General features: G+C 61.8%; 19 protein-coding genes. 8 read left to right on the top strand and 11 right to left on the bottom strand.

Features of this window, described 5'->3' with window-relative positions:
* Window positions 1-75: 75 nt before the first annotated feature.
* Both DBR46_RS25030 and DBR46_RS25025 read right to left on the bottom strand, forming a co-directional pair.
* Window positions 76-666: a hypothetical protein gene (locus DBR46_RS25030; protein ID WP_124528375.1), complete on the bottom strand. Its 591-nt coding sequence runs from the start codon at window positions 664-666 to the stop codon at window positions 76-78.
* Complete coding sequence (locus DBR46_RS25025) at window positions 653-4,942, bottom strand: RHS repeat-associated core domain-containing protein (protein WP_124528374.1); 4,290 nt, start codon at window positions 4,940-4,942, stop codon at window positions 653-655. Before DBR46_RS25025 ends, DBR46_RS25030 begins: the two co-directional genes overlap by 14 nt.
* A gap of 285 nt (window positions 4,943-5,227) precedes the next feature.
* Here DBR46_RS25025 and DBR46_RS25020 point away from each other — a divergent pair, with 285 nt between their 5' ends.
* The 6 genes from DBR46_RS25020 (at window position 5,228) to DBR46_RS24995 (ending at window position 12,834) form a co-directional block, all read left to right on the top strand.
* The gene (locus tag DBR46_RS25020; protein ID WP_124528373.1) at window positions 5,228-6,202 is read left to right on the top strand and encodes an ABC transporter substrate-binding protein; all 975 of its coding nucleotides are present in this window, start codon (window positions 5,228-5,230) and stop codon (window positions 6,200-6,202) included.
* Window positions 6,203-6,213: 11 nt separating this feature from the next.
* Window positions 6,214-7,563 carry an LLM class flavin-dependent oxidoreductase gene (locus DBR46_RS25015; protein WP_124528372.1) on the top strand — a complete coding sequence of 450 codons (1,350 nt, stop codon included), beginning with the start codon at window positions 6,214-6,216 and terminating at the stop codon, window positions 7,561-7,563.
* On the top strand, window positions 7,560-8,243 hold the full coding sequence (locus DBR46_RS25010) for a peroxiredoxin-like family protein (RefSeq protein ID WP_124528371.1): 684 nt from the start codon (window positions 7,560-7,562) through the stop codon (window positions 8,241-8,243). Before DBR46_RS25015 ends, DBR46_RS25010 begins: the two co-directional genes overlap by 4 nt.
* A gap of 125 nt (window positions 8,244-8,368) precedes the next feature.
* Complete coding sequence (locus DBR46_RS25005) at window positions 8,369-9,538, top strand: acyl-CoA dehydrogenase family protein (RefSeq protein ID WP_124528370.1); 1,170 nt, start codon at window positions 8,369-8,371, stop codon at window positions 9,536-9,538.
* Window positions 9,535-10,479: a D-isomer specific 2-hydroxyacid dehydrogenase family protein gene (locus DBR46_RS25000; RefSeq protein ID WP_124528369.1), complete on the top strand. Its 945-nt coding sequence runs from the start codon at window positions 9,535-9,537 to the stop codon at window positions 10,477-10,479. Before DBR46_RS25005 ends, DBR46_RS25000 begins: the two co-directional genes overlap by 4 nt.
* Window positions 10,480-10,713: 234 nt before the next feature.
* A complete protein-coding gene (locus tag DBR46_RS24995; protein WP_124528368.1) occupies window positions 10,714-12,834 on the top strand; it encodes a TonB-dependent receptor in 2,121 nt (706 codons plus the stop codon).
* 5 nt (window positions 12,835-12,839) lie between these two features.
* Here DBR46_RS24995 and DBR46_RS24990 read toward each other — a convergent pair whose 3' ends face one another.
* The 5 genes from DBR46_RS24990 to DBR46_RS24970 all read right to left on the bottom strand — a co-directional run bounded on the left by DBR46_RS24990 (window position 12,840) and on the right by DBR46_RS24970 (window position 19,321).
* Window positions 12,840-13,604 carry an energy transducer TonB gene (locus DBR46_RS24990; RefSeq protein ID WP_124528367.1) on the bottom strand — a complete coding sequence of 255 codons (765 nt, stop codon included), beginning with the start codon at window positions 13,602-13,604 and terminating at the stop codon, window positions 12,840-12,842.
* The gene (gene tolR / locus DBR46_RS24985; protein WP_017735993.1) at window positions 13,601-14,047 is read right to left on the bottom strand and encodes a protein TolR; all 447 of its coding nucleotides are present in this window, start codon (window positions 14,045-14,047) and stop codon (window positions 13,601-13,603) included. The genes DBR46_RS24990 and tolR overlap by 4 nt, the downstream gene beginning before the upstream one ends.
* A 15-nt stretch (window positions 14,048-14,062) precedes the next feature.
* The gene (gene tolQ / locus DBR46_RS24980; RefSeq protein WP_124528366.1) at window positions 14,063-14,755 is read right to left on the bottom strand and encodes a protein TolQ; all 693 of its coding nucleotides are present in this window, start codon (window positions 14,753-14,755) and stop codon (window positions 14,063-14,065) included.
* A 46-nt stretch (window positions 14,756-14,801) separates the two neighbouring features.
* Window positions 14,802-16,664 carry a phytase gene (locus tag DBR46_RS24975; protein ID WP_124528365.1) on the bottom strand — a complete coding sequence of 621 codons (1,863 nt, stop codon included), beginning with the start codon at window positions 16,662-16,664 and terminating at the stop codon, window positions 14,802-14,804.
* 143 nt (window positions 16,665-16,807) lie between these two features.
* A complete protein-coding gene (locus DBR46_RS24970) occupies window positions 16,808-19,321 on the bottom strand; it encodes a TonB-dependent receptor (protein ID WP_124528364.1) in 2,514 nt (837 codons plus the stop codon).
* 389 nt (window positions 19,322-19,710) lie between these two features.
* On the opposite strand from DBR46_RS24970, the gene DBR46_RS24965 reads away from it, so the two are divergent.
* Both DBR46_RS24965 and DBR46_RS24960 read left to right on the top strand, forming a co-directional pair.
* On the top strand, window positions 19,711-20,625 hold the full coding sequence (locus DBR46_RS24965) for a GGDEF domain-containing protein (protein WP_124528363.1): 915 nt from the start codon (window positions 19,711-19,713) through the stop codon (window positions 20,623-20,625).
* A 1-nt stretch (window position 20,626) separates the two neighbouring features.
* A complete protein-coding gene (locus DBR46_RS24960; protein ID WP_124528362.1) occupies window positions 20,627-21,664 on the top strand; it encodes an AraC family transcriptional regulator in 1,038 nt (345 codons plus the stop codon).
* On the opposite strand, the gene DBR46_RS24955 is transcribed toward DBR46_RS24960, so the two are convergent.
* The 4 genes from DBR46_RS24955 to DBR46_RS24940 all read right to left on the bottom strand — a co-directional run bounded on the left by DBR46_RS24955 (window position 21,651) and on the right by DBR46_RS24940 (window position 25,810).
* Window positions 21,651-22,532: a LysR family transcriptional regulator gene (locus DBR46_RS24955; RefSeq protein WP_124528361.1), complete on the bottom strand. Its 882-nt coding sequence runs from the start codon at window positions 22,530-22,532 to the stop codon at window positions 21,651-21,653. The genes DBR46_RS24960 and DBR46_RS24955 overlap by 14 nt on opposite strands.
* Window positions 22,533-22,746: 214 nt before the next feature.
* Window positions 22,747-23,361 (bottom strand): isochorismate family cysteine hydrolase YcaC, encoded by a 615-nt coding sequence (gene ycaC / locus DBR46_RS24950; protein WP_016980087.1) that lies wholly within the window; start codon window positions 23,359-23,361, stop codon window positions 22,747-22,749.
* A 29-nt stretch (window positions 23,362-23,390) separates the two neighbouring features.
* The gene (locus tag DBR46_RS24945; RefSeq protein ID WP_124528360.1) at window positions 23,391-25,229 is read right to left on the bottom strand and encodes an amidohydrolase; all 1,839 of its coding nucleotides are present in this window, start codon (window positions 25,227-25,229) and stop codon (window positions 23,391-23,393) included.
* Entirely contained in the window at window positions 25,226-25,810 is a 585-nt protein-coding gene (locus DBR46_RS24940; protein ID WP_124528359.1) for an antibiotic biosynthesis monooxygenase, read from the bottom strand. The genes DBR46_RS24945 and DBR46_RS24940 overlap by 4 nt, the downstream gene beginning before the upstream one ends.
* Between the last annotated feature and the right edge of the window lie 208 nt (window positions 25,811-26,018).

Here is a 26,018-nt window from a genome sequence, read left to right as displayed (position 1 = left end):
GCCTTGTCTAGGCTCGCCATAGGCATCACGGGGCTCGGTACCGGCAGGTTATTGGTAAGCGTAAACGCAGAATTATCAACATGCCTGAGTGATGGTATGGAAGATCTTTTTCTCTTCATCAAAAAACAGATACGCCTGGGCGCAGTCATGACTCAACTCACTGATGTCGAGCTGCCCTAGGAAAACCGTCGGTCTTCCGTCTACCACCGGCCAATCGGGGCCTTGCAACCATTTCGGAGTTGCTCTAAGGCACCTGAAATCAGTTTTGATTTTGTTCTTCAGCCAAGATTGCAGCTCTTTAGGGCTAAGATTTTTTTGCTCTTCTACCAGTTTTAAAAAATATTCAGCCGGCAACGACAACCATTTCGGCTGAACTTTTAGTGTCAGACTGAATAGGTTTTCGTACTTTTTTTCCACTGTATGAACAATGCCTTTCTTGCTCAGAACTGCAGAAAGCAGCGTTTGAACATTGTAGATGCACTCTAGATTCAGATAGTCCTGACCGATTGCATAGCTGTAAAGATCGGGCTCATTGATATAGGCCGGAAGGTTACCCTCAACTTCAAGCAACGCTTTGACTCCTGGATCTGAGTAAATCATCTCTTCAAATGCTTTGGGTGAAATGGCCCCTTCGACGAATTCCGTGATGATTTCAATAGCGGTCATTGTTTGTTCCTAGGTGTCTGAATTCATCAATCGCAGCGTGCTGTTCCCGAGTGACCTCACGCAAATTTATAGGGTTGTTGATATCTGCTCCACCCTTACGTTGGGGGATGTGGTGATGCAACTCCATCGATTTTCCGTACGCGTCCGTCGGCGCAGCACCGCGCTCCATACGACTCATGTTAGCCGGACTGAACTCACCTGAAGACTTTGAAGCCGTATATCGGTTTTTCCAGTATCGGCTTCTGACCACATCCCACTCGGGCGCCTTGCCGTTGGCCATAGGTTTATCTATCGCCTGCCCTCTTCTCCAACGCTTGAACTGAACACAGCTCCAACCCCATGGATCAATCCAGAAGATGGGGTTTGGCGCATATTGATAGAGGTTCAGACCACCCATTAACCCAACCGGATCCGGCGTCGTAAACCGCCCCACCTCTGGATCATAAAACCGGAATGTATTGAAGTGCAGCCCCGTCTCCCGGTCCAGATACTGCCCCTGGAACCGCAGGTTCTGTTCTTCAATGTAGTCAGGCTCGCGCACCTCATCCAGCGTGTTGCCCCACACCCGATATGTCGCGCGCCAGACGTTGTGCCCATCGGTTTCAGTCAACTGCTCCGGCAAGCCGTTGAGGTCGTTGTGGTAGTAGCGGACTTTCTGCTGCGGGCCGATCCCATCGACGCGCGCCAACGGCTCGTAGCCTTCGTCTACGTAGACGTAAAGGCTGGTCTGGCGGTGTTTATGCTCTTGCAACAGGCGTAGGCCGTCCCAGGTGAAGCGGGTTTCGCTCAATACATAACCGCTGCTGTCCCGCTCGGTTTTGGCGATGCGCCGTCCCAGCGGGTCGTAGGTCATGCGCACCACATTGCCGCTGGCGTTGCGCACTTCTATCAGCCGGTGTTCGGCGTCGTAGGTGAAGCGTTGCAGGCCACGCAGAGCACTGCGTTTTTCGACCATGCGACCGAAGCCGTCGTAGCGGTAGCGCTTGTCCTGATAGGTCAGTAGCTTGTTGTGCCTCACTAAACCGGCACTCGACTGTGCCCCGTCCAACAGGTTGGCGGCAGCGTCGTAGGCGAAGGTTTCCTGCTGACCTTGGATGCTGTCCTGGGTGGCGACAATTCGGCCAGTTGCGTCGTAATGCAGCAGTTGGCGTTGGCGCCCTTCCAAGCGGCCGATCAGGTTGTCAGCTGGGTCGTATTCGAAAGTCTTTTGTTGCGCGGGCGGCAACTGTCGGGGCTGGCCTGTAGGGCTGCGCTTGCGCGAGCGCAACCGGCCGCAACGGTCGTATTCGCTGCGGGTGGTGATCTGGCCTTGGGTGCGCAGTGCTTCGCGGTGCAAGCGGTCGCGTTCGAAGTCGGTGACAGCTTGCCCGTCGAGGTTGATCTGGTGCAGGTGGCCGCTGCCGTAGTACAGGTGGTTGAGACAGCGGCCGTCGGGCAGTTGCGTCTGGCTCAGGTTGCCGAGTTCGTCGTAGTGGTGGTTCAAGCCGCCGGCAGCATTCTGCTCGCTGAGCAGTTGACCCAGCGGGTCGTAGGCGAACGCCAAGGTCTGGGTGGTCTGGTCATTGCCATTGAAGGTGACGCCAGTGAGTTGATCGGTTAGATCGTAGGCGTATTCGGTTAGACCATCGTCAGTTTCCTTGGCCAACAGGCGGCCGACGGCGTCGCGGTCCAGGCGATGCACGATGGAAGAGGCCTCATCCAAAGGGAGGTATTCGACTGCGATCAGGTTACCCAGCGCGTCATAGGCGTAACGTCGAGCACTGCCATCCAGGTCTTGCTGTTGCATCAGGCGGTCGCCCTGATCCCAGGTAAACCGGTAGTGCTCGCCGTTTTCATTGGTCAGGCTCTGCAGTCGGCCGTAGGCATCGTGCCGATATTCGATCTGGCGGCCATGGGCATCAATGCGCCGCACCAACTGCCCGCGCCGGTCGTATTGGTAGCGGGTGACATGGCCCGCCGCATCGGTGTAGGCGCTCAACTGGCCGCTGGTGTTGCGCAGGTAATGTTCGATGTAACCGTAGGGCCGTTCGATTTGCAGCAATCGGCCGTCGCGGTCGTGTTGATAACGCTGCCGCTCACCGACTGCATCGATAACGGTTTTTAAATGACCTCGACGGTCGTACTCGAATCTTGTGGCATAGCCCGAACAATCGACCTGCTCGATCAACTGCCCGGTTTCATTCCAACGCTGGGTTTTGCGCTTGCCCGTGGCGTCGGTGATTTCGACGACCTGACCAAAACCATCATGGCGATAGCGCGTGACGTGTCCCAGCGGGTCGGTTTCGCTGACGCAATTGCCGCGTTGATCGTATCGATAGTGCCAGCTGTGGCCTGCTGCATCGGATTCAACCAATGGCAGCGACCAATGTTCCAGCCACACAGTCGATTCAATACGGCCCAGCGGATCTTGCGTGCTGCACAGGTTGCCGGCTGCGTCGTAGCCGAACCGCCACTGACCGCCCCGGGGATCGGTCGCGCCGAGCAACTGGCGCTCGTCATTCCAATCGAACTGCCAGGTGTGCCCCAGGTTGTCGGTGTATTCGGTGATCTGGTACTGCGCATTCCATTTGCGGGTGCTGACGCGTTTCAAGCCATCGGTAATCCGCGTGATCCCGGCTGGCAGGTCGTAGTCGAACCGGTAGTCGTCGCCCTCATCACTCCAATGCCGCACCACGCGCCATTCGCGGTCGTCCACACAGGCCCATTGGTAGAAGCAGCGCAGGCCGGTGGGCAGTTGGTGTTCGACCAAGCGCTGGGCGTTGTCATAGGCGAAACGGCGCTGAACATGCCCATCGGCATCGCGCACTGCTGCGAGATCGCCGCGCGTGTCGTAGGTATAGCTGGAGAGCGTTTCGCGATGGTGATCCGGGTACAGGCGCTCGATGTGTTCGACACGACAGGGCCATTGCTGGCTGTAGCTCAGCTCTACGCGTACATCGTTGCAGGTATCGCGCAACTGGCTCAGGCGGCCCTGTACGTCGTAGTCAAGGAAGACGCGGTTGTCATTGCGATCACCCAACTGGCTCAAGCGCAAATGCGCAGGGTTGCCCGGTGCGGGTTCAAACAGCCGATACTGCCCATCGATACTTTCAATCAGCAGTTGGCCGCCAGCATGGCGCCGCACGTTCAACCCTTCGCCGGCGCTGAACACCGCGCCGCCCAGCGGAATCATGCCCATGTCGATCTGGCGCGCCTGCTCGTCGGTGTAGATCAGCCGTTCGCCGCCTTCGGGATGCACACCAATGTCGACACGAACTTCATAGCTCACACTCCAACCGGCTCCGAACAGACCGTTACGGCGCTCATCCCGGCTGCAGTAGTAGCGCTGCCACTCGATTGGCAACAGGCCAGGCAATGCGAAATCCAGGTCGTCTTCACCGTCGAGGATCTTCGCGCCCGTGGCGCAGTGCACCGGATTGGGCGAACCCACCACCGCCAAAGTGAGGGCGTTGGTCACCTGGCTGGATCCCCACGACACCAACCCACCCACCGCCATACAGGGCAGCGTGCTGAAGAACTTCGCCCCACCGCCCCGCAACGCCAACAACGCCGTTACCGCCAGCCCCACACCCGGCGTCTTGCCGCTACGAATCTCACGCACCACCACGGGTGCGCCGCCAATGACCACGTTCGGCGAAATCTGCACCTTGCCCACCGTGGCTTCGCAGGTGCTTCTATCTCCGCTACGCACGGCGGGCTGGCCGTTGATGAAGACCTTGCTGGAACCTTCGGCGAGGTACTGCTCAGGCATTGGCGGGTGTTTATTGCAGTCGACTGTATCGGCAGGACAAGGCACAGCGCCCGCCACCGGTGCAGCGACCGTAGGGCGCCAGAGCAGAGAGAAAAAACCTTCGGCGATATCCAGATAAGTCGGTTCACTGCCCGCTTCTGCCACGGCGGCGGCGACTTTTCCGGCCGCCCGCGCAGCAGGTTTGCCGTTGATAAAAACATCCGGCGAACCGCTGCTGATAAATGCATCGATGACGGGTGGGAAGAGTGCGTTGGCGAAAGACTCACATAAGCGTGAAAGGCTTTTGTCGGCACCGGTTGCGCCCATGCCGAGCCCGACCACCACACCCACCACGGCTCCCAGTACAACGCAGCCAAGGCCGCCTGTCGCCACAGTGATGCCGGTTGCAGCCACAACGGCCGCCGTGGCCAGCGCGGTCACGGCCACCGTCGCCGCTATCTCCAGCACGCCGCCCAACACGTCCGCCAGCATCGAGCTGTGCAACAGCGCATCGCCCTCGCGGGCGGCCCACAGCGTATCCGTCATGCGCAACTGTCCCTGTCCGAAAAGACCGGGATCAAATCACGCAGATACGCTGATGCTCAGGTGACGCTTTCCGAGCGACACGTAGGAAAGCTCTTAAAACCCTCAGCGCCAAATGCAATTAAAGAATAATCAACAAGATCATAATCAATATTTTTAATAATTAACATATAACCAAAAAGAACTTCACAGAGCGTTCTTATGGGAATAATGTCAAACCACTCACCGACCCCTTCTCCAGGCGGAGGTAGCCGAACCCTTTCTTGATCTGCCTGGAGCCTGCATCCCATGGTCTTTACCACCCCCTTCAAACGCCTGCTCCTGGGCACTGCCCTCGCCCTCGGCCTGATCGGCAGCGCCCACGCCGCCGACCTGCAACCGCTGCGGGTGGCCAATCAGAAATCGACGATCAAGGCGCTGCTGGAAGTCTCCGGCGAAACCAAGAATGTGCCTTACGAAATCCAGTGGTCGGAATTCCCTTCGGCCTCACCCTTGGGTGAAGCGTTGAATGCCGGTGCGGTGGATATCGGCGCCCTCGGCGATGCGCCCTACGTCTTCGCCCTCGGCGCCGGCGCCTCGCTCAAGGTGGTCAGCATCATCCACGCCGAAGGGCGCAATACCACGGCGCTGCTGGTGAACAAAGACTCGCCGATCAAGACCGTGGCGGACCTGAAGGGCAAGAAGATCGTCACCGGACGCGGCTCCATCGGCCATTACCTGGCGATCAAGGCCTTGGCCACTGCCGGCCTGACGACCAAGGATGTGCAGTTCATTTTCCTGCTACCCAGCGAATCGCGCCTGGTGCTGGATAACGGCACCGCCGACGCCTGGGCCACCTGGGACCCGTACACCACCGTGGTGACCTCCCAAAGCAAGGCCCGCGTGCTGATCAGCGGCAACCAGCTGTTGAGCAACCACCTGTACCTCGCCGCCACCAGCCAAGCCATCGCCGACAAGCGCCCGCAGTTGGATGACTTTGTCGCGCGCCTGGACCGTGCCTACGCCTGGGCCAACGTGCACCCCAACGAGTACGCCGCGGCACAAGCCAAGATCACCGGCCTGCCGCTGGAAGTGCATGTGGAAGTGGCCAAGGACACGCGCCTGACGCCCGTGGCAATCGACGATTCCGTCATCAGCGGCCTGCAAGCCACCGCCGACATCTACCAACAAGAAGGCCTGCTGACCAAGCACATCGATGTGTCGCAGGGTTTCGACAAGAGCTTTAACGCCAAGCGTGCCCCCCTCAATCAAGCCTCGCGCTAAAGGAGCAGAACATGAGCAAGCCACGTCAATTGAAACTCGGTGCCATGGTTCACGGTGTCGGTCACGGCTGGGGCGAATGGCGCCATCCAAACGCCCAACCGAATGCCAGCACGAATTTCGGCTTCTACAAGCAGCAGACTGAACTGGCCGAAGCGGCCAAGTTCGACTTCGTGTTCATCGCCGACAGCCTGCATATCCACGCCAAATCCAGCCCGCACTACCTCAACCGCTTCGAGCCGCTGACCATCCTCTCGGCACTCGCCGCGATCACCACGAATATCGGCCTGGTGGCCACCGTGACCGTCAGCTATACCGAGCCCTACCAGGTGGCGCGCCAGTTCTCGTCCCTGGACCATATCAGCGGCGGCCGCGCCGGCTGGAACGTGGTCACCTCGTGGCTGAGCGGCACCGCCGACAACTTCGGCAAGGCCGAGCACCCGCCGCACGCGGTGCGCTACCGCATCGCCAAGGAACATGTGAACGCGGTCCAGGGCCTGTGGGATTCCTGGGAGGACGACGCCTTTGCCTACGACAAACAGAGCGGCGAGTTTTTCACCCCGAGCAAGCTGCACGCGCTGAACCACAAGGGCGAATTTTTCTCGGTCAAAGGTCCGTTGAACATCGCCCGTTCGCGTCAGGGCCAGCCGGTGATTTTCCAGGCGGGCACCTCTGAAGATGGGCGCAACTTTGCCGCGGAAAACTCCGATGCGATCTTTGTGCATGTGGAGAGCATCGAGGAAGGCCTGGCGTATTCCCAGGACCTGAAACGTCGCGCCAAGGGCTTTGGCCGTGACCCGGACAGCCTGTCGATCCTGCCGGGCATCCGCCCGATTGTCGGCCGCGATGCCGCCGAAGTGGAAAGCCGCTATCAGCAAGCCGTGGACCTGGTGACCATCGAAGACGCCATCGTCGCCCTCGGCCGCCCGTTCAATGACCATGACTTCAGCAAATACCCGCTGGACGAACCCTTCCCGGACCTCGGCGACCTCGGCTCCAACAGCCAGAAAGGTGGATCCGACCGCATCAAGCAACTGGCCAAGGACGAAGGCCTGACCCTGCGCGAAGTGGCCTTGCGTTTCTCACGACCCAAACGTGACTTCGTCGGCACCCCGGAGCAAGTCGCCGACGCGATCCAGACCTGGTTCGAAACCGGTGCCAGCGACGGTTTTATCGTCAACTCGGTGTTGCCGGACGGCCTGCAATACTTCACCGAACTGGTGGTGCCGGTGCTGCAACAGCGCGGCCTGTTCCGCAGTGAATACAGCGGCCACACCCTGCGCGAAAACCTTGGCCTCGATGTGCCGGCCAACCGTTACAGCGTCACCGCCGAGGTAGAAGAACAGCAGGAGGCGCTGGCATGAGCGAATCCCTCAACCGCCAGTTGGCCGACCTGCACGCCGAACGTGTAGCGACCTGGGCAGCGGAGTCGTTGCAGGTCAATATCAACCAGCGCCAACGCCTGCTGGATGAGGCCAAGCCGGACGACTATGTGCAGGTCGGCGACGAGCTGGACCCGTTTACCCTGCTCAACGTCGAAGGCGGCGAACTCAACCGCGAACTGCTGCTGGCCGACGGCCCGGCGGTGCTGGTGTTCTTCCGCTTTGCCGGCTGCCCGGCGTGCAACATCGCCCTGCCCTACTATGAGCGCCAGCTCTACCCACGCCTGCGCGAACTTGGCGTGCCGTTGGTGGCCGTGAGTCCGCAAGTGCCTGAGCGCCTGGTGGAGATCAAGACCCGCCACAACCTGCAATTGCTGGTGGCCAGCGACCGCGACAACAACCTTGGACGGCGCCTGGGGATTCTCTACAGCTTTGACGAGGCGTCGCGCAACGCCGCATTGGCCAAGGGCAACAGCATTGGCGAGACCACCGGCACCGGCACGTGGGAGTTGCCGCAACCGACGGTGGTGGTGATTGCCAAGGACGGCACGGTGGCGTTTGTGCAGGTGAGCCCGGATTGGTTGGTGCGCACGGAGGCTGAGCCGGTGTTGCGAGTCGTGGAGCGCTTGATAGGCGCACAGCCTGTACGCCTAGCCATCTAAGCCCACAATCCAATGTGGGAGCGGGCTTGCTCGCGAATGCGGTGGTTCAGTTAGTGAATCAGTTGCCTGACACACCGCTTTCGCGAGCAAGCCCGCTCCCACATTTTTTGACCGAGTACATTTTCATGACCCAACCATCCCTGCGCTCCGTGGAAGTCGCCAATTTCGAAGCATTGCTCGAACGTCTCAGCGCCGAGCTAGCCAGCACCGCCCACCTCTACGACGAAAGCGGCGCCTTCCCCCACGCCAACTTCAAGTTGCTCCACGAACACGGCCTCGTCGCCCTCACCGTGCCCAAATCCCTCGGCGGCGGCGGTGCCAGCCTGCCCCAGGCGCGCAAGGCGATCAGTGCGATTGCCAAGGGCGAACCCTCCACCGCGCTGATCCTGGTGATGCAGTACCTGCAACACACGCGCCTGCAAGACAGCAAAACCTGGCCCGCGCACCTGCGCACCCGCGTCGCCGAAGACGCCGTGCGCAATGGCGCTTTGATTAACGCCCTGCGCGTCGAACCCGACCTCGGCACCCCGGCCCGTGGCGGCCTGCCGGCGACCACCGCCGTGCGCACCGCCGAAGGCTGGCGCATCAGCGGGCGCAAGATCTACTCCACCGGCAGCCACGGCCTGACGTGGTTCAGCGTGTGGGGCCGCAGCGACGACGCCGACCCGTTGGTGGGCGCCTGGCTGGTGCCCAAGGACAGCCCCGGCATCACCATCATCGACACCTGGGACCACCTCGGCATGCGCGCCACGTGCAGCCATGAGGTAGTGCTCGACAACGTGCTGGTGCCGCTGGACCACGCCGTCAGCGTCAGCCCGTGGAGCGCGCCGTCGCCGGAGCTGGATGGCGAGGGTTTCCTGTGGATGTCGGTGTTGCTGTCCTCGGTGTACGACGCCGTGGCCCACGCCGCGCGGGACTGGCTGGTGAACTGGCTGGAAGAACGCGCGCCGTCCAACCTCGGCGCCGCGCTGGCGACCTTGCCGCGCTTCCAGGAAACCGTCGGCCATATCGACACCCTGCTGTTTGCCAACCGCAGCCTGCTGGACGCCGCCGCCGAAGGCCACACCCCGGCCGCCAATGCCGCGCAGTTGAAGTACCTGGTGACCAACAACGCCATCCGCGCCGTCGAGCTGGCGATCGAAGCCTCGGGCAACCCTGGCCTGTCGCGCCTCAACCCATTGCAACGGCATTACCGTGACGTGCTGTGCAGCCGCGTACACACCCCGCAGAACGACGCCGTGTTGCAAGGCGTCGGCAAAGCCGCCTTCGCCCAACGCCAAAAGGAACGCACATGAGTCAGGTGATTATCGCCAGCCAGCTGGACGAAGATTTCAATGAAGTGATTCGCGAACGCCTCAAAGCGATTTACCCCGAAGCCCAGGTAATCGGCGTGCCGGTCGGCGTCCCCAGCGACCTGCCAGCCCATGCCAATATCCTCCTGCTGCGCCCGATCAACGTGCGCGGCTACACCGCCCCGGATACGCCACCACCGGGCTGGCCGTACGGCGCGCAATGGGTGCACCTGGTGTCGTCGGGCATCGATTTCTACCCGCAGTGGCTGTTCAATGGGCCGCCGGTGACCACCTCACGCGGCAGCGCGGCCGACAACCTCGCCGAGTTCGCCCTGGCGGCGATCTTTGCCGCGTCCAAGCATTTGCCGGATATCTGGGTGAAGGACTCGCAGTGGAATTTCACCCCACTGCGTCCGCTCAAGGGCACCACGCTGGGCATCCTTGGTTTTGGTGCGATTGGCGAGAGCCTGGCGCAGAAGGCCTTGGCGCTGGGCATCAAGGTTGTGGCGCTGCGCCATAGCTCGGCGCCGTTCAGTGCGGGCGTAGAAGCCGCAAAGGATATCCACGACCTGTTCGCCCGCGCTGACCACCTGGTGGTGGCCGCGCCGTTGACCGAGGCAACGCGCAACCTGATCAACCGCGACGTGCTGGGCAGTGCCAAGCCGGGTCTGCATTTGATCAACATTGCGCGCGGTGGGTTGCTGGATCAGGAGGCATTGCTGGAGGCGCTGGATAACGGGCAGGTTGGGTTGGCTTCGCTGGATGTGACGGAACCGGAGCCATTGCCGGATGGGCATCCGTTGTATACGCACCCACGGGTGCGGTTGTCGCCGCATACGTCGGCGATTTCGACGAATAGTCGTAATGAGATTGCGGATACGTTCTTGGCAAACCTACAGCGGTATATCTCCGGCAATGAACTGGCCAACCTCGCCAACATCTGACACAACATCATAAATGTGGGAGCTGGCTTGCCTGCTCCCACATGAGATATTTGCAGGGCTGGGAATATGATTATAAATCGGCATTTTATGCACCAATAAAATGCATATTATTAATAATTAACATATAACAAAACGGACTTTTACGAACGCCTTTCATATCCATATTGTTACCCCCAGCACCGACCCCTGACCAGGTGGAGGCCTTGCCAACCACCACTTTCTCAGGGGTCCACCATGAGCCATATCGCCGCGCCCAACCGCCTCACCCTCGCCGTCTCGCTCGCCTTGTTCAGCGTCTACACCCACGCCGACGACGCCGCCCTGCCAGTGGTGAATGTCACCGCCGAGCACCGCAGCGAAGACCTGCAAAAAACCCCGTTGGCGATCTCCGCCTTCGATGAAAAGACCCTCGAAGACAAACAGATTCGCAGCGTGCGCGACCTCTCCGGCCAGGTACCGAACCTGACCCTCAGCCGCCAGTCGATCTCCTACAGTGCCCAGACCTACGGCATCCGTGGCATCGGTGAAACCGACCCGATCCAGGAAGCGGCCGTGGCGGTGTATGCCGACGACCTGTACATCCCCCGGGCGATTTCCTCGATGCTGGATTTCAACGACGTCGAACGCGTCGAAGTGCTGCGCGGCCCCCAGGGCACGCTGTACGGGCGCAACAGCAGCGCCGGCGCGATTCGCGTCATCACCCGCGACCCGAACCAGGAAACCCGGGGCTTCGTCGAGCTCGGCGCGGGCAATTACAACGCGCAGAACGGACGCTTCCTGATCAGCGGCCCGCTGGTGGACAACGCGCTGTTTGGCAGTTTCTCGGCGATTCGCCTGACGCGCGACGGCACCGTGTCCAACCCGACACGCGGCAAGGACGTGAACAACGTGGATATCCAGTCCTATCGCGGCAAGCTGCGCTACAAGCCCGAGGATTCACCGTGGGATGTGCAGTTGACCCTGGCCGGCACCTTTGATCGCGGCGATACCACCAGTTATTCGCCGTTCGATGCCAGCGGCCATTTCGACAAGTTCAAGAGCTACAGCAGCCTCGACCCGAAAAACCGCCTCGACCAAGGTTCCTCGGTGCTGCGGGCGATCTACGCGATCAACGATCACCTGAACGTCAAGTCGGTCACCGCCTGGTCGTCGTTCAACCAGCCGGTGGATTACGACAACTCCGGCCAGGCCGCGCTGATCCAGAACAACCTGATTCTCTACAAGCAGAACTACGCCACCCAGGAGTTCCAGCTCAACGGCGACTACGACGACTTCAGCTTCAGCACCGGCCTGTACCTGTACCGCGAACGCTTCGACGCCGACCGCGACAACCTCACCTACTCGATCGCCCGCAACCGCGTGATCGGCCAAGGCCAATACAGCACCACCAACACCGAAAGCTATGCGCTGTATGGCCAGGGCACCTACAAGATCACGCCGCAACTGTCGCTGATCGCCGGCTTGCGCTTTACCCGCGAGCACAAGAACTTCGAGTTCACCAACTATGCGATCAACACCGACCGGCAGATCACCGGCACCAACTTTGCCGCCGAGTCGAGCAAGTCCTGGCAGTCCACCAGCCCGAAGATCGGCTTCGAATACGCCTGGACCCCGCACCTGAACCAGTACGCCTACGTGGCCAAGGGCTTCAAGGCCGGCGGCTACGACAACCGCGCCCCCACCCGCGCCGCCGCCGAGCAGGCGTTTTCGCCGGAGGACGTGACCACTTGGGAAACCGGCTTCAAGGGTGACTTCTTCGACCAGCGCCTGCGCGCCAACGTTGCGCTGTTCTACAACGACTACAAGGACCTGCAAACCAACGCCTACGACCCGGCGCTGGGCGTGAGCCTGCGCACCAACGTCGGCCAGGCCCACACCTATGGCGTGGAGCTGGAAACCCTCACCGCCCTGAGTCGTGACTTGCAGTTGACCGCCAACCTCGGGTACCTGGAAAGCCAGTACGACGACTTCCAGAACGCCAGCGGTGCGGGAGTGGATGCCAACGGCAAGCAGCTGGTGTTCTCGCCGCGCTGGAACGCAAGCGTGGGCCTGAACTACACCATCCCGGCCGGGTTGCCAGGCACTTGGCTGGCCGGCACCGACGCGCAGTTCCAGACCAAGTCCTATGCCAACGCGCTGAACGACGACATTCAGGAAGTGCCGCAGCAAACCTTCTGGAACGCCAACACCCGCTACATCAGCGGCGACGGTCACTGGACCACCACCCTGGCGGTGAAAAACCTGCTGGATCGCGCCTATCCGCAATCAGTGGGCTACGTGCCGTCCAGCGGCGCGCGTTACTACTCGGTCAACGATCCGCGCACCCTGTTGCTGTCGGTGCGCTACGACCTTTGAGCGGTTTATTGGATGCGGTAGTGGAAGGTATTGCGCACCGCCGGTACGGCGACGGCCTTGCCTTCGACGATGCGCGGCTGGTAGCGGAAGGTGTTGGCGGCAGCCAGTGACGGGCGCATGAACAGCGGGTGGCAACCGTCCAGCACCTTGGGGTTTTCCACGCGGCCTTGAGGGTTGACGGTGTACTCCACCGAGCAATCGCCTTCGATGTTTTTGTCCAGGGCGCGCTCGGGATAGTCCGGCGCTTCCTTGACCAAGGGTTGGTACTGGCGGCTGTCAAACGCCGGGGCCGCTGCGGGTGCGGCCGGGCGAGCGCGCTCAGCCGCCAGGCGTTCCTGGCTCAACCGTTGCTGTTCCAGTTCACGATTGCGCTGTTCGCTGGCCAGGCGTTCCTGTTGCTGCTCGACTTTCTTCTCCTCGACCCGTTTGCGTGCCAAGGCGGCTTTCTCCAGTTTTTGCGCCTGGATCTGCGGATCGACCACGGGTTTGGGCGGCACCGGCACGGCGACCGGCTCCGGTGGTGGCGGTGCTGCGACGGCCACCGGCTCCGGCACTGGCGCGGGTGCTGGCGGCAGCATGACCAATTGGGTGTGCATCACCCGTGGCGCCTCCACCACAGGTTTTTCCGTCGACCAGCCCAGCATCAGCACGGCCAACACACCGACGTGCAACGCCACCGCGAGGCTGGCGGCCAGGCTGCTTCTCCAGAACCCGGCCGTGTCCCGGGGCGCGATTAAAAGCATTGGACTGTGCATGATCATCGCCGTCATTGCGGGGCCTCGGTCACCAGCCCCAGGTTGCTGACACCACCCTTCTGCAACACCGCCATGGCCGCCACCACGCGACCGTAGCCAGCGTTGTCGTCGGCGCGGATAAACACCTGGGTGTCACTGCGCGCCGCCACCACCTGCATGACCTTGGCGCCCATTTCCTCCAGGGTCACGGCGCTGTCGGTCTGGTGCTGGGTGTCGAGTTCGCCGCCGAGGTTCCAGTAGTAACCGCCGTCGGCTTGCACCGACAGCGTGAGGATCTGCTGGCGTGTATCGGTGGCCAACGCCTCGGCGGCGACCTTGGGCAGTTCGATCTTCACGCCCTGGGTCAGCATCGGCGCGGTGACCATAAAGATCACCAGCAGCACCAGCATCACGTCGATATAGGGCACCACGTTCATCTCGGCCTTGGGCCCGTGCTTGCGTTGCGGCCTGGTTAACATGGGAGCTTTCCTTATTCAGGCGGCCACGGCCAGGTTGATCGGCGTGCCGCGCAAGGTGCGGTGCAGGCGCACTTGCAGCTCATTGCCGAAGGCGTAATAGCGGGTGAGCAAGGTCTGGCCACGGGCGGCAAAACGGTTGTAGGCGATCACTGCCGGAATCGCCGCAAACAAGCCAATGGCGGTGGCGATCAACGCCTCGGCAATGCCCGGTGCAACGGTGGACAGCGTGGCCTGCTGCACCTGGGACAAGCCGATAAAGGAATTCATGATGCCCCAAACAGTGCCGAACAAGCCGATATAGGGGCTGACCGAACCCACGGTGGCGAGGAATTGCAGGCCCTTTTCCAGTTCGATTTCCTGCTCGGTGATCGCCACCTGCAAGGCGCGCTCGACGCCCTCCAGCACGGCCGGATCATGGCTGTGCAGGTGCTGATATTCCTGCACCCCGGCGATAAAGATCGGCGCAATGCCGCCCTCGCCCGCCTGCACAGTGTCACGGCACAGCGCCTGCAGGTCGGGCGCCGCACGGAAGCGCTGCACAAAACCGTTCAACTGCCGCTCCAGGCGGCGCAGCACCGCGCCGCGCTGGATAATCAAGTACCAGCTGAGCAAGGACGCCAGCAGCAGCGTGACCATCACTGCCTTGACCAACAGGCTGGCGTCGCTGATCAACCCCCAGATCGTCATATGTTCCATCGTCGCGTGCATGGTGAACTCCTATTCGAATAAAAAGTGATGACCGGGTGATGACGCGTCAGGGCAATTTCAGCGTGCGGGTCACTTCGGCCCAGGGCACGAACTTGAAGTTCTGGGCCTGCTCGGGCATGCGCTTGCGCCCGTCCTGCACCACCAGCATGCCTTGGCTCCACGGTCCGCCGAGGTTGATCGCGGTCACTTCCAGGCCATCGGTCTCCGAGGCGCCGTCAATGCCAGCAGCAGCGTTGAGGCCAACGCGGAATGCGCCGTGGGTGGCAAACGGTGGTTCGGCATCCACCACCAGATAGCTGTCATTGCCCTGACTGGAGATCACCAGGTAATCGCGCTTGTCGCTCTGGTACAACGCCAGGCCTTCAACGTCCGCATGCAGCTGCGGGCCGACCTTGATCACGCTGGTAAGCTTGGCCGGCTGATCGGCACGCGCATCCACCGCCCATACGCCGACGTCTTCTTCACCAATGAACAGGCGCTGACGCTGGTCATCGGCGACGCAGCCTTCAGGCTGGCTATCGACCTTGAACTGGCGCACCAACTCGCCCTGCACACGGCCATCCGGCGCACTCAGGCGGTATTGCAGGAAGGTGCCGTCCTTGTCGTTGGCGATGGCATAGATTTCACCGCTGGCGGGCTGGAACAGGCAGATGCCATAGATCGCCTTGAGGGGCGTCGGCACTTCACCGGCTTCGCGCAGCTCGCCGGTGTGACGGTCGATGCTGAACAGGCTCAGGCTGTTGTGGTCACGGTTACTGGCGACCGCGAGGTCAACGGTTTGCATACCCAGCTTGAAGTTGGGACGCACGTCGACGTTGTTCAGGCGCCCGACTGCCAGCTCCTGCAACAGCTTGCCGTCGAGGTCATAAGCCAGCAGGCCCTGCTTTTTGTTGGTGCCGAGTACGCGGCTTTTGGCCGGTTGTTCGGGGTGAATCCAGATCGCCGGATCATCCGCGGCATCGCCCTGGCGGCCGACGGGATCGGTCTGGCGCACGGCGGCAACTTCCGGAATCACCGCATCGACCGGCACCGGCTTGGCTTGCCAGTTGAGCGTGCCCTGATAGAGTTTACCGCTGTCGTCATCACGCACCAGCAGTTGCTGGCCGTTGACAGAGAGCTGCTCCGGCTCCTTGAGGCCCGGCAGGTTCAGGCTCGATTGCTCGACCCAACGCTCACCGGTTTGCTGGAACAGATGCAGTTGGGCGGTCTTGGGATCAAGCGCGATCACACCACCCGACACCAGCGCCATGGCCCCGGCTTCGCGCTTGGGCGTGTCGAACACCGCCACCGGCGTGCGTTTCACATCGGCTTCCGGGTGCGCCGGGTAGGCCCACCAGCCAACGTTTTCTTCGTTGACCACCAAACGATTGGCCGCGTCATCCACCTGGCAGAACTGCGCCGACGGCGGAAGCGGCAGACCGCGTACGCGCTGGGGTTCGTTCAACAGCGTGGCGCCATTGCCCACCAGCCACTGTTCACCTTTGCCTTCTTCACCCACCAGGAACACAAACAGGTTGGCCGCCGAATCGCGGTACAGGCACAGGCCGTTCACGGCGTAGTCGCGTGTCGGCAGGTAGAGCGGTTTGCCGAAGGTCTTGGCGGAGGCGTCGAGGCTGATCAGCAGGGCTTGTTGGCGTTCGTTGTCGAGGCTGGCCACCAGGGTCTGGGTGCCGGATACGCGGGTGTCAAGGCTGCTGAAGTTGCCGTTGAAGCGCGCCAGTTCGACGCCCTTGGCATCGAGCAGTTGCAGACCGTCGCGGGTGCTGGCGGCGAGGCGTGCGTTGGTGTTCAAGATCGCCACGGCCTCTGCGTTGAGGCTTGGATCCCAAGGAGTCAGGGCCAAATCGGCGGCAAATGCATGACCGCTGGTTGCAAGAACCATCAGCAGGTACAGCTTGGAAATTCTCATGTACAAACAAATCCTTCAAAAACGATGGAGATCAACTGTGGGAGCGGGCTTGCTCGCGAATGCGGTGTATCAGTCGACGAATCAGTTGGCTGACCCACCGTATTCGCGAGCAAGCCCGCTCCCACATTTGGAAGGTGTGGGATTCAGAAGTGGGTGAAGGTCAGGCCGACTTTGTAGGTCGGGCCATACTCTTCGTACTGCCCGTTGTAGCTGCGATGGCCGGTGTAGACGAAGTACGACTCATCCGTCAGGTTCTGCGCCTCGAAGCTCACTTGCAGGTTCTTGGTCAGTGAGTAGCGCGCGCTGAAATCCACAAAGGTCTGGGCATCGACGTGCAGGTCATGGGCCTTGTCGTTGATCGAGGCCAGCTCGTACAGGTAGGCCGACTTGTAGTTGGCCGACAGGCGCAGGCTGAGCTTGTCGTCTTCCCAGCCGAGCATCAGGTTGCCGACGGTGTCGGACTGGTTCGGCAGGCTGATGTTGCGTTTACGGTTGCCGCCGCTGGCGCTGTCAAAGCCTTCGATATCGGCGCTGGAGCGGCTGAAGGTGGTATTGGCGCCCACCAGCAAACCGTTCCACGGCGCCGGCAGCCAGTCGAACTTCTGCGAGTAGGCCAGTTCCAGGCCATACAGCTTGGCGCTGTCGCCGTTGGCGTAGGTGTGGGCCTCGGAGAAATTGGTCCAGGCGCCGGTGCCGGCGACGTCGGTGTTATAGACGAAGTGCTTGATGTCCTTGTAGAACACGAACGCCGAGACGGTGCCGGCGCGGCCCATGAAGTGCTCGATACCAAGGTCCAGGTTGCTCGATTCCAGCGGCTTGAGGTCCGGGTTGCCGAAGGTGGCTTCGTCATCATCGATCACAAAACCCGGCGCCAGTTGGCCGAAGGTCGGGCGCACCACGGATTTGGTCCAGGCCGCGCGCACTTGGGTGTTCTTGTCGATCTGGTAGCGTGCATGCAGGCCCGGCAGCCAGTGGTGATAGCGACGCTTGGTGTCGGTGGCGGTGAACACGCCGTCGGTGGCGCCGGTGCCTTTGGCTTCGAACTCGGTGCCTTCGTAGCGCAGGCCGGCAATGAAGCGCCAGTCGTCGATATCGATGGTGTTCATCAGGTAGCCGGCGTTGATGTCTTCGCGGATGGTGAAGTCGTTGACCCGCGATTCGGTCTCGTCATAGAAGTCCGCGGCGTTGAGGCCACCGATCAACTGCTTGATGCTGCTGGGGCTGATGCCGGGGCCGTAGTTGCCCAGGCGATAATCGACCGTGCCCTTCTGGAACTGGGTGAGGTTGAGCTGTTCGTCAGTGAAGCCCAGGTCGTCAAAATCCTTGTAGACCCAGGCTTCCAGGTCGTTGCTCTTGTGCCGGCGGCTGACCTTGCCGCCGAACTTGAACTGCGACGCGTAGCCGCTCAGGTCATAGTCGCGGGCCAGGTCCAGGCGCAGGTTTTTCTCGGTGTCCTTGGTGTTCTGTTTTTCCCAGTCAACTTTGTCGAGGGTGAAGTTGCTCGCATCGTAAAAGCCGCTACCGATGATCGGGCGCGGTTTGTCCTTGTCGTAGAAACCGCTGTTGGCGAAGTCACCGCCGTCAAAGGTGGCGCCGGCGATGTGCGCCGGGCTGTCTTCGCTGGACTGGCTGTAGCCGGCCTGGCCGCTCAAGGTCCACAGGCCGAGCATGCGTTCGCCGCCAAAGACATAGGACTGGATTTCCTGGGTTTCTTCGCGGTTTTTCAGCTTGCGCTTGCCCTCCGCATCCCCCAGTTCGCCCGGTGCCTGGGGGTCGGCAAATTCAATGCTGGTGGAGTTGCGGGTCTCGGTGTCTTTGTAGCGGCTGTAGAGGGTGCGCAGGTAATAGCTGCTGAGGTCATCGGGCTTGTAGTCGAAGTTCAGGCCGCCACCGGCGCGTTCGCGGCTGATGTCGTAGTCGCGCTGTTCGAATTCGTTGAGTTTGGCGCCGTCAGTGAAGTCCCAGGCGCCGCCGGTTTCGACGTTGTCCGAGCCGAAGTCACGCTTCTGCCAGCTGAGTGCGGCGGCCACGCCGAAATTGTCGATGCCGTCGCCCAGGCTGAAACGGTTGCTGGCGGCGCCGGAGAATTTCGGGCTGGTCTGGTGGGTGTTCTTGTCGTAGCTGGCTTCGGTGCTGCCAGTGTAGAACAGGCCTTTGTGGTCAAACGCCGAGAGGCTTTGCACATCGACCGTGCCGCCGAGGGAGTTGGCGTCCATGTCCGGGGTGAGGGTCTTGATCACCGACAGCGACTGCACCAGTTCCGAGGGCAACACATCGAGGGCCACGGCGCGGCGTGCACTTTCCGGGGCGGGCACGAGGGTGCCGTTGATGGTCACGCTGTTGAGGTCCGGGCCCAGGCCACGCACGCTGACGAAGCGCCCTTCGCCCTGGTCGCGCTCGACGCTGACACCCGGCAGGCGCTGCACCGCTTCAGCGACGTTTTCATCCGGCAGTTGGGCGACGCCGTCGGCGTGCACCACGCTCTTGATGCTGTCGGCGGTGCGCTGTTCTTTCAGCGCCGAATCGATCGCGGCGGCCTGGCCGACCACTTCGACATGCTCGGTGGTGGCCGCTTCGGCCGCGTTGATCCGCTCGCTGGCCATTGCCAGGGCCAAGGCGGTAAGCGTAAAGCCGACGAGCCCGGTGCGCTTGTACATGCAATCCTCCCCAAGAATCCGTTGGCGCCAGGCAAGAGGCCCGGCAACTGGGAGGGCAAGCTAGGGGTGGGGGATGACGGTTCTGTGACAGGGGTTGGCGCGAAGGCCCGTAAATAGGGGTTTTGAATACATCGAGGCGGACAAATGAGCTGAATTGACCTCGGTCAAAATGTGGGAGCGGGCTTGCTCGCGAAGGCGATGGGTCAGCTAGAACAGCTTTGACTGACACACTGCATTCGCGAGCAAGCCCGCTCCCACATTTGACCTGTGTTTGCCAGTGAATAGTGTTTAGAGCATGAGCTGATTCGACCCGCCCCCACCGTCACGCAACCGTCACATCCATCTGCTGTGCTGGCGCCCATCGCTCTGTTGCCCAAGGATTCGCGGCCATGTTCTCCGTGCTCAAACCCCACCGCTGGAAACTCTCCCTGCTGCTGATCGCCGCCAACCTCGGGCTGATCCTGCACCTGGCCTGTGGCGAGTTGAAAAGCTTCAGCGAGTGGGTGTGGCTGGATATCTTCGGCGAAGGCGGCTCCGCCCTGCTCGCCCTGGTGTGGCTGGGCCTGGTGCTGAAAAGCCGCCCTGCCGGGCGCGTCACCAACTACCTGGCGCTGGGCCTGTCGTGCATCTTTTTCTCGTGGTGGATCGACAGCCTCGACGAGTTTATCCGCCTGCCCGACAGCATCACCTGGGACCACTGGCTCGAATCCGGGCCGATGCCGGTGGGCATGATTCTGCTGACCATCGGCATCTACCACTGGCACCGCGAACAACTGGCGATCAGTGCGCAGATGGAGAAACGCGAGCGGCTGTTCCGCGAGCATCGCCTGTTCGACAAGCTCACGCCCCTGGCCGGCGCCGACTACCTCAAGCGCCAATTGGCCGACAGCCTGCGCGACAGCCAGGAGCAGCAGCAACCGCTGTCCCTGCTGGCCCTGGACCTGGACAACTTCGCCGCCATCAACCAGGCCTTCGGGCATGCCGAAGGCGATGCGGTGTTGCAGGCCCTCAGCCATGTGCTGTTGCTGAACCTTCGCCGTCAGGATTTGCTCTGCCGCCTGGCCGGCGACCGTTTTGTGGTGCTGCTGCCCAATACCGGCGAGCGCCAGGCCCAGGTGCTCGCGCTGGAGCTGCAACAGACCGTGCGCGCCCTCGCCCACAAGACCCGACTGCAAGGCGAACGCCTGCAACTGGCGGCCACCACCGCCGTGGTCATGGCCCTGGACGAGGCGCCGCAAGATTTGCTCAAGCGCCTGAACCTGGCCCTGGCCCGTGCCAAGCAACCCCTTGCGAAAAGCGCCTGAGATGGCGGTGAAAACCAACTGGTATGAAGCCGACAGCCGCTTCATCCCGGGGCATTACCAACCCGCCACACTGATCGACCTGGCGTTGTCGCGGGACATCGACAGCCATCGCCTGCTACGTGGCACCGGGCTGTTTCATGAGGACATCCTGGCGGGCACTGCACGGCTGAGCCCGCAGCAATTTTTCGGCCTGATCGGCAACAGCCGCAAATTGCTGGACGCCGACGACAGCAGTTTCCTGTTCGGCCAGCGCTTGTTGCCCGGTTATTACGGCGCGGCCAGCCATGCCTTGGGCCATGCGCAGAACCTGCATCAGGCGCTGGACATCCTGATCCAGCAGCAAGTGTTGCTCAGCCCGCTGGTCACCCTGCAACTGGAGTTGGATGAGCACCACGCCTACCTGTATTGGCTGGACACGTGTGGCGCTGGCGAACACTGGCGTTTCCTGCTCGAAGCCAGCATGACCTCGCTGGTTGCCATGAGCCAGTGGCTCAGCGGTGAACGCCTGCCGTGGGTGGCCAGTTTCAGCCATGCCGAGCCGCGGTATGTCGAGCAGTACTGGGTGCACCTGGGCGAAGAAACACGCTTCGAGCGCCCGCTGGACATGCTCTGCATCCCCCGCGAATACCTCACCCGCGCGTGGCCGGGCGCGTCCGTCACGGCTGGGCAGGTCGCACGCCAGCAGGCCCGTGAGCAGATCGAACAGTTGGGCTTTGCCGGCAGCTTTCTCGATTGCCTCGACGACTACCTGCGCGACCTGGTGCGCCAACCGCCGAGCCTGGAACAGGCGGCGCAGGCGTTCGCCATGAGCCCGGCGACCCTCAAACGCAAGTTGCACAAGCACGACACCGGGTTTCAACAGCAAGTGGACCGGGTGCGCAAGCAGGTGGCGTTGCACCTGTACCAGGTCAAGGGCTACAGCAATGAGGAAGTGGCGGCGTACCTGAACTTCAACGACGCGGCGAACTTTCGTCGCGCGTTCAAACGCTGGACCGGCAGCACACCCAACCTGATCCGCCAGTTGTTCAACAGCCGCTAGCCAAACGCTCGCGCAGGAATTCCACCAGCGCCTGCACCGGCCGTGAGCTTTGCCGGTGCTGCGGGTACACCGCCGACAGGGTCAGGTCTTCGGGGGCGAATTCGTCCAGCACACTGACCAGGCGCCCGTCCTTCAGCGCGTCACCGACGATAAAGGTCGGCAAATACGTCACGCCCAAACCGGCGATGGCGGTGTCGCGCAACAGGTCACCGTTGTTCACGCGCATCCGCCCGCTCACATTCAGCGCCTGCACCTTGCCCTTGAAGCGCCATTGCACCTGGCGGCCATGGCCGTAGGGCAGGCAGTCGTGTTCGGCGAGGTCATCGGGTTTTTGCGGCGTACCGCGCAGCGCCAAGTAGTCGGGACTGGCGCAATACACCCGGGGAATGCTGGCGATACGGCGGGCGATCAGGGTGGAGTCTTCCAGGGTGCCAATGCGCAAAACCAGGTCGTAGCCTTCGCCGATCAGGTCCACGGGACGGTCGCTGAGATCGACCTCCACCGACACTTGGGGATGGCGCTGTAAAAACAGCGGCAACAGGCAACCGAGGTGAGCCATGGCAAACGACAACGGCGCGCTGAGGCGAATGGTGCCGCGCGGCTCGCTGTTCTGCCCGGCGATGCCCTGCTCCACTTGCTCGACTTCAGCGAGCAGGCGCAGGGCGGATTCGTAGTAACTCTGGCCCAGTGGCGTGACATCCAGGCGGCGGGTAGAACGGTTGAGCAGACGCACGCCGAGGCGGTCTTCCAGCTGGATCAGGCGGCGGCTGACGAACTGCTTGGACAGGCCCAGCTGTTCGGCGGCGGCGGTGAAACTGCCGGACTCCATGACCTGGCAGAACAGGCGCATGTCTTCAAAGGGGTTCATTGTCGCTTCTCGGTGGACATTTAAGCGGTTGTATAACCGGTTAGTCGCAACACCACAAACCAAAATGTGGGAGCTGGCTTATGTGGGAGCGGGCTTGCTCGCGAAAGCGCTGGGTCAGTTGGAACATCTTTGACTGACACGCCGTATTCGCGAGCAAGCCCGCTCCCACACAAGCCCGGCTCCCACAGGATTCAGCGGTGTGATGCAGAATCGCTTACTTGGTGAACGCCGAGTAGCTGTTCATCAGATTGCGATAGTTCGGGATGCGCGGCGACAGCAGGTTGGCCAGGCCTTCCATGTCGTTGCGCCAGTCGCGTTGCAGTTCACAGGCCACAGCGAACCAGTTGACCAGTTGTGCACCGGCGGCGGTCATGCGCGCCCAGGCGGCCTGTTGCACGGTTTCGTTGAAAGTGCCCGAGGCATCGGTGACCACGAACACTTCAAAGCCTTCCTCCAGCGCACACAGGGTCGGGAACGCCACGCACACATCGGTCACGACACCGGCAATGATGATCTGCTTGCGGCCGGTCGCCTTGACGGCCTTAACGAAATCTTCGTTATCCCAGGCGTTGATCTGGCCAGGGCGGGCAATGTACGGCGCGTCCGGGAACAGCTCTTTCAGCTCCGGCACCAGTGGGCCGTTGGGGCCGCTTTCAAAACTGGTGGTGAGGATGGTCGGCAGGTTGAAGAACTTCGCCACATCGGCCAGGGCCAGGACGTTGTTCTTGAATTCGTTGGGGGAGAAATCCTGGACCAGGGAGATCAGGCCAGTCTGGTGATCGACCAACAGTACAACCGCGTCATCTTTGTTCAAGCGAGGGCTAGCCATGGTTCAACTCCTTACGAGGGATGGGAAAATCAGAAAGCAAAGCAGGAACAGCCAAACGCGCCCCAGAAACCCTGGAAGTCGCTGACCGGCACGCTGGAAAGCCGCGCCTTTTCGTGGCTATGGGAATGCACGCCGCACGGGCCGCTGCACTGGTGGACTTGCGCCTGCAACGGCGAGCTTGGGCGCCAGTGACCCGGCACCTTGACCACCGGCGACCAGTCCGGCAGCACCGGCACGCGCGGCGGGGCGTAGTCTTCGAAGTCGCCGGCGCCGTAGACCACCTTGCCGCCGACCACGGTCAGTACCGATTCGATCCACTTGATGGCTTCTTCATCGACGCTGAAAAAGTCCGCCGACAGTGCGGCGACGTCCGCTAATTGGCCGACCTTGATCTGGCCTTTCTTGCCCTGCTCGGACGAGAACCAGGCGCTGCCGTGGGTGAACAGTTCCAGCGCGGAGAGGCGCGGCAAACCTTCGGCGTGCAGCTCCAGGCCGCCGACGGTGCGGCCGCTGACCATCCAGTACAGCGAGGTCCACGGGTTGTAGCTCGACACCCGCGTGGCATCGGTGCCCGCCCCGACCGGCAAGCCTTCGGCAAGCATGCGCTTGATCGGCGGCGTGGCTTCGGCCGCCTTGGCGCCGTAGCGCTCGACAAAGTATTCGCCCTGGAACGCCATGCGGTCCTGAATCGCAATACCGCCGCCAAGGGCACGCACGCGCTCGATGTTTTTCGGCGTGATGGTTTCCGCATGGTCGAAGAACCACGGCAGGCCATTGAATGGAATATCGCGGTTGACCTTCTCGAATACGTCGAGCATGCGCGAGATGGACTCGTCATACGTAGCATGCAGGCGGAACGGCCAGCGCTGCTCCACCAGGTGGCGCACCACCGGTTCCAGCTCCTGTTCCATGGTCAGCGGCAGGTCCGGGCGCGGCTCGAGGAAGTCTTCGAAGTCGGCGGCCGAGAACACCAGCATCTCGCCGGCGCCGTTGTGGCGCAGGTAGTCATCGCCCTGGTGCAGGGTGACGCTGCCGGTCCAGTTCTTGAAGTCGCTGAGTTCTTCCTTGGGCTTCTGGGTGAACAGGTTGTAGGCGATGCGCACCGTCAACTGTTCGTCCTTGGCCAGTTGCTCGATCACCGCGTAGTCATCGGGGTAGTTCTGGAAACCACCGCCGGCATCGATGGCGCTGGTCAGGCCGAGGCGATTGAGTTCACGCATGAACTGGCGAGTCGAGTTGACCTGGTATTCCAGCGGCAGTTTCGGGCCCTTGGCGAGGGTCGAATAGAGGATCATCGCGTTGGGGCGCGCCACCAGCATGCCGGTGGGGTTGCCGTTGCTGTCACGCACGATCTCGCCGCCCGGTGGGTTCGGCGTGTCCTTGGTGTAGCCGGCCACGCGCAGGGCGGCGCGGTTGAGCAAGGCGCGGTCGTACAGGTGCAACACAAACACCGGGGTGTCTGGCGCGGCCTGGTTCAACTCTTCGAGGGTGGGCATGCGTTTTTCGGCGAACTGGAATTCGTTCCAGCCACCGACCACGCGCACCCATTGCGGCGTCGGGGTGCGGTCGGCCTGGTCCTTGAGCATGCGCAACGCGTCGGCCAGGGACGGCACGCCTTCCCAGCGCAGTTCGAGGTTATAGTTCAGACCGCCACGGATCAGGTGCAGGTGCGAGTCGTTGAGGCCGGGGATCACGGTGCGGCCCTTGAGGTCGATGACCTGGGTGCCACTGCCGCGCAGGGCCATGGCTTCACCGTCGGTGCCGACGGCGACAAAGCGGCCCTGGTGGATGGCGACGGCGGTGGCGCGGGGGTTTTCACGGTCCACGGTGTGGAACTGGCCATTGAACAGAATCAGGTCGGCGTTCATAGGGTTTCCTTTACAGAGGCTTCAAGCCAGGGAGCGAACAGGCGTGTGGCGGCCGGCATCAGCAGGTAGACCACCAGCAGGACGATGGTCAGGGTGACCAGGAAGGTGGCGACCACATAGTTGGAGAGGAAGGGGTGCAGGCGCAGCACCGGGCCCCAGATGATCGGGACCAGCAGGGTCAATGGCAGGATCACGAACAGCGTGACCACGGCTTGCTTCCAGCGCGGGGGCTTGGCGGCGGTTTCGGGGTTGAACCAGAATTCGTTGACGGCGCCGATTTCGGTGTTGTCGCCGTCGGCGAGCATCGGGGCGGCTTCGGCGATCAATTCGTTGCGTTCGGGGGAGTCGAGCCAGCGTTCCAGGGCGTCGGTGGAGCGGTAGCGCAGGACGCAGGTGAACAGGGCGAGGTGGTTTTGTTTGCTGCGCACGACGTCCACGCCGAGGTGGCCGGGGCGTTCGCCGGCGATGCGGACGATGCGGCGGAGCCAGGCTTCGTAGTGGGTTTCGTGGCCGGGTTTGATGAGGTGTTTGACGACCAGGGTGACGACTTCGTCGGGGCTGGTTTTGGGTGTTGGGTCCATGGTGTTTGATTCCCCCCTGGAGAATTGAGCGATGGGGGGAGTTTGCCGGTCGGGGTGGTGGGGGAATTGGATGTATGTGCTGTTTGGGGTGGGCTGGGTACATATCCGTTATTTGGGTAACGGCGGCTTATGGTTCCGCCCTTACGGCGGGTCACTTTTGGAAAAGAGCCCCAAAAGTAACCAAAAGGGCTCTTGCCCCAACACTCGG

The sequence above is a fragment of the Pseudomonas sp. KBW05 genome (genome assembly GCF_003852405.1).
Classification (GTDB): domain Bacteria; phylum Pseudomonadota; class Gammaproteobacteria; order Pseudomonadales; family Pseudomonadaceae; genus Aquipseudomonas.
Note: the sequence above shows the minus strand (reverse complement) of the source record. Positions and strands in the feature narration are given on the sequence as shown.

Bases quoted from the DNA above. Each gene is read 5' to 3' on its own strand.
- DBR46_RS25030 (WP_124528375.1), bottom strand. From the start codon at position 666: ATGACCGCTATTGAAATCATCACGGAATTCGTCGAAGGGGCCATTTCA.
- DBR46_RS25025 (WP_124528374.1), bottom strand. From the start codon at position 4,942: ATGACGGATACGCTGTGGGCCGCCCGCGAGGGCGATGCGCTGTTGCAC.
- DBR46_RS25020 (WP_124528373.1), top strand. From the start codon at position 5,228: ATGGTCTTTACCACCCCCTTCAAACGCCTGCTCCTGGGCACTGCCCTC.
- DBR46_RS25015 (WP_124528372.1), top strand. From the start codon at position 6,214: ATGAGCAAGCCACGTCAATTGAAACTCGGTGCCATGGTTCACGGTGTC.
- DBR46_RS25010 (WP_124528371.1), top strand. From the start codon at position 7,560: ATGAGCGAATCCCTCAACCGCCAGTTGGCCGACCTGCACGCCGAACGT.
- DBR46_RS25005 (WP_124528370.1), top strand. From the start codon at position 8,369: ATGACCCAACCATCCCTGCGCTCCGTGGAAGTCGCCAATTTCGAAGCA.
- DBR46_RS25000 (WP_124528369.1), top strand. From the start codon at position 9,535: ATGAGTCAGGTGATTATCGCCAGCCAGCTGGACGAAGATTTCAATGAA.
- DBR46_RS24995 (WP_124528368.1), top strand. From the start codon at position 10,714: ATGAGCCATATCGCCGCGCCCAACCGCCTCACCCTCGCCGTCTCGCTC.
- DBR46_RS24990 (WP_124528367.1), bottom strand. From the start codon at position 13,604: ATGACGGCGATGATCATGCACAGTCCAATGCTTTTAATCGCGCCCCGG.
- tolR (WP_017735993.1), bottom strand. From the start codon at position 14,047: ATGTTAACCAGGCCGCAACGCAAGCACGGGCCCAAGGCCGAGATGAAC.
- tolQ (WP_124528366.1), bottom strand. From the start codon at position 14,755: ATGCACGCGACGATGGAACATATGACGATCTGGGGGTTGATCAGCGAC.
- DBR46_RS24975 (WP_124528365.1), bottom strand. From the start codon at position 16,664: ATGAGAATTTCCAAGCTGTACCTGCTGATGGTTCTTGCAACCAGCGGT.
- DBR46_RS24970 (WP_124528364.1), bottom strand. From the start codon at position 19,321: ATGTACAAGCGCACCGGGCTCGTCGGCTTTACGCTTACCGCCTTGGCC.
- DBR46_RS24965 (WP_124528363.1), top strand. From the start codon at position 19,711: ATGTTCTCCGTGCTCAAACCCCACCGCTGGAAACTCTCCCTGCTGCTG.
- DBR46_RS24960 (WP_124528362.1), top strand. From the start codon at position 20,627: ATGGCGGTGAAAACCAACTGGTATGAAGCCGACAGCCGCTTCATCCCG.
- DBR46_RS24955 (WP_124528361.1), bottom strand. From the start codon at position 22,532: ATGAACCCCTTTGAAGACATGCGCCTGTTCTGCCAGGTCATGGAGTCC.
- ycaC (WP_016980087.1), bottom strand. From the start codon at position 23,361: ATGGCTAGCCCTCGCTTGAACAAAGATGACGCGGTTGTACTGTTGGTC.
- DBR46_RS24945 (WP_124528360.1), bottom strand. From the start codon at position 25,229: ATGAACGCCGACCTGATTCTGTTCAATGGCCAGTTCCACACCGTGGAC.
- DBR46_RS24940 (WP_124528359.1), bottom strand. From the start codon at position 25,810: ATGGACCCAACACCCAAAACCAGCCCCGACGAAGTCGTCACCCTGGTC.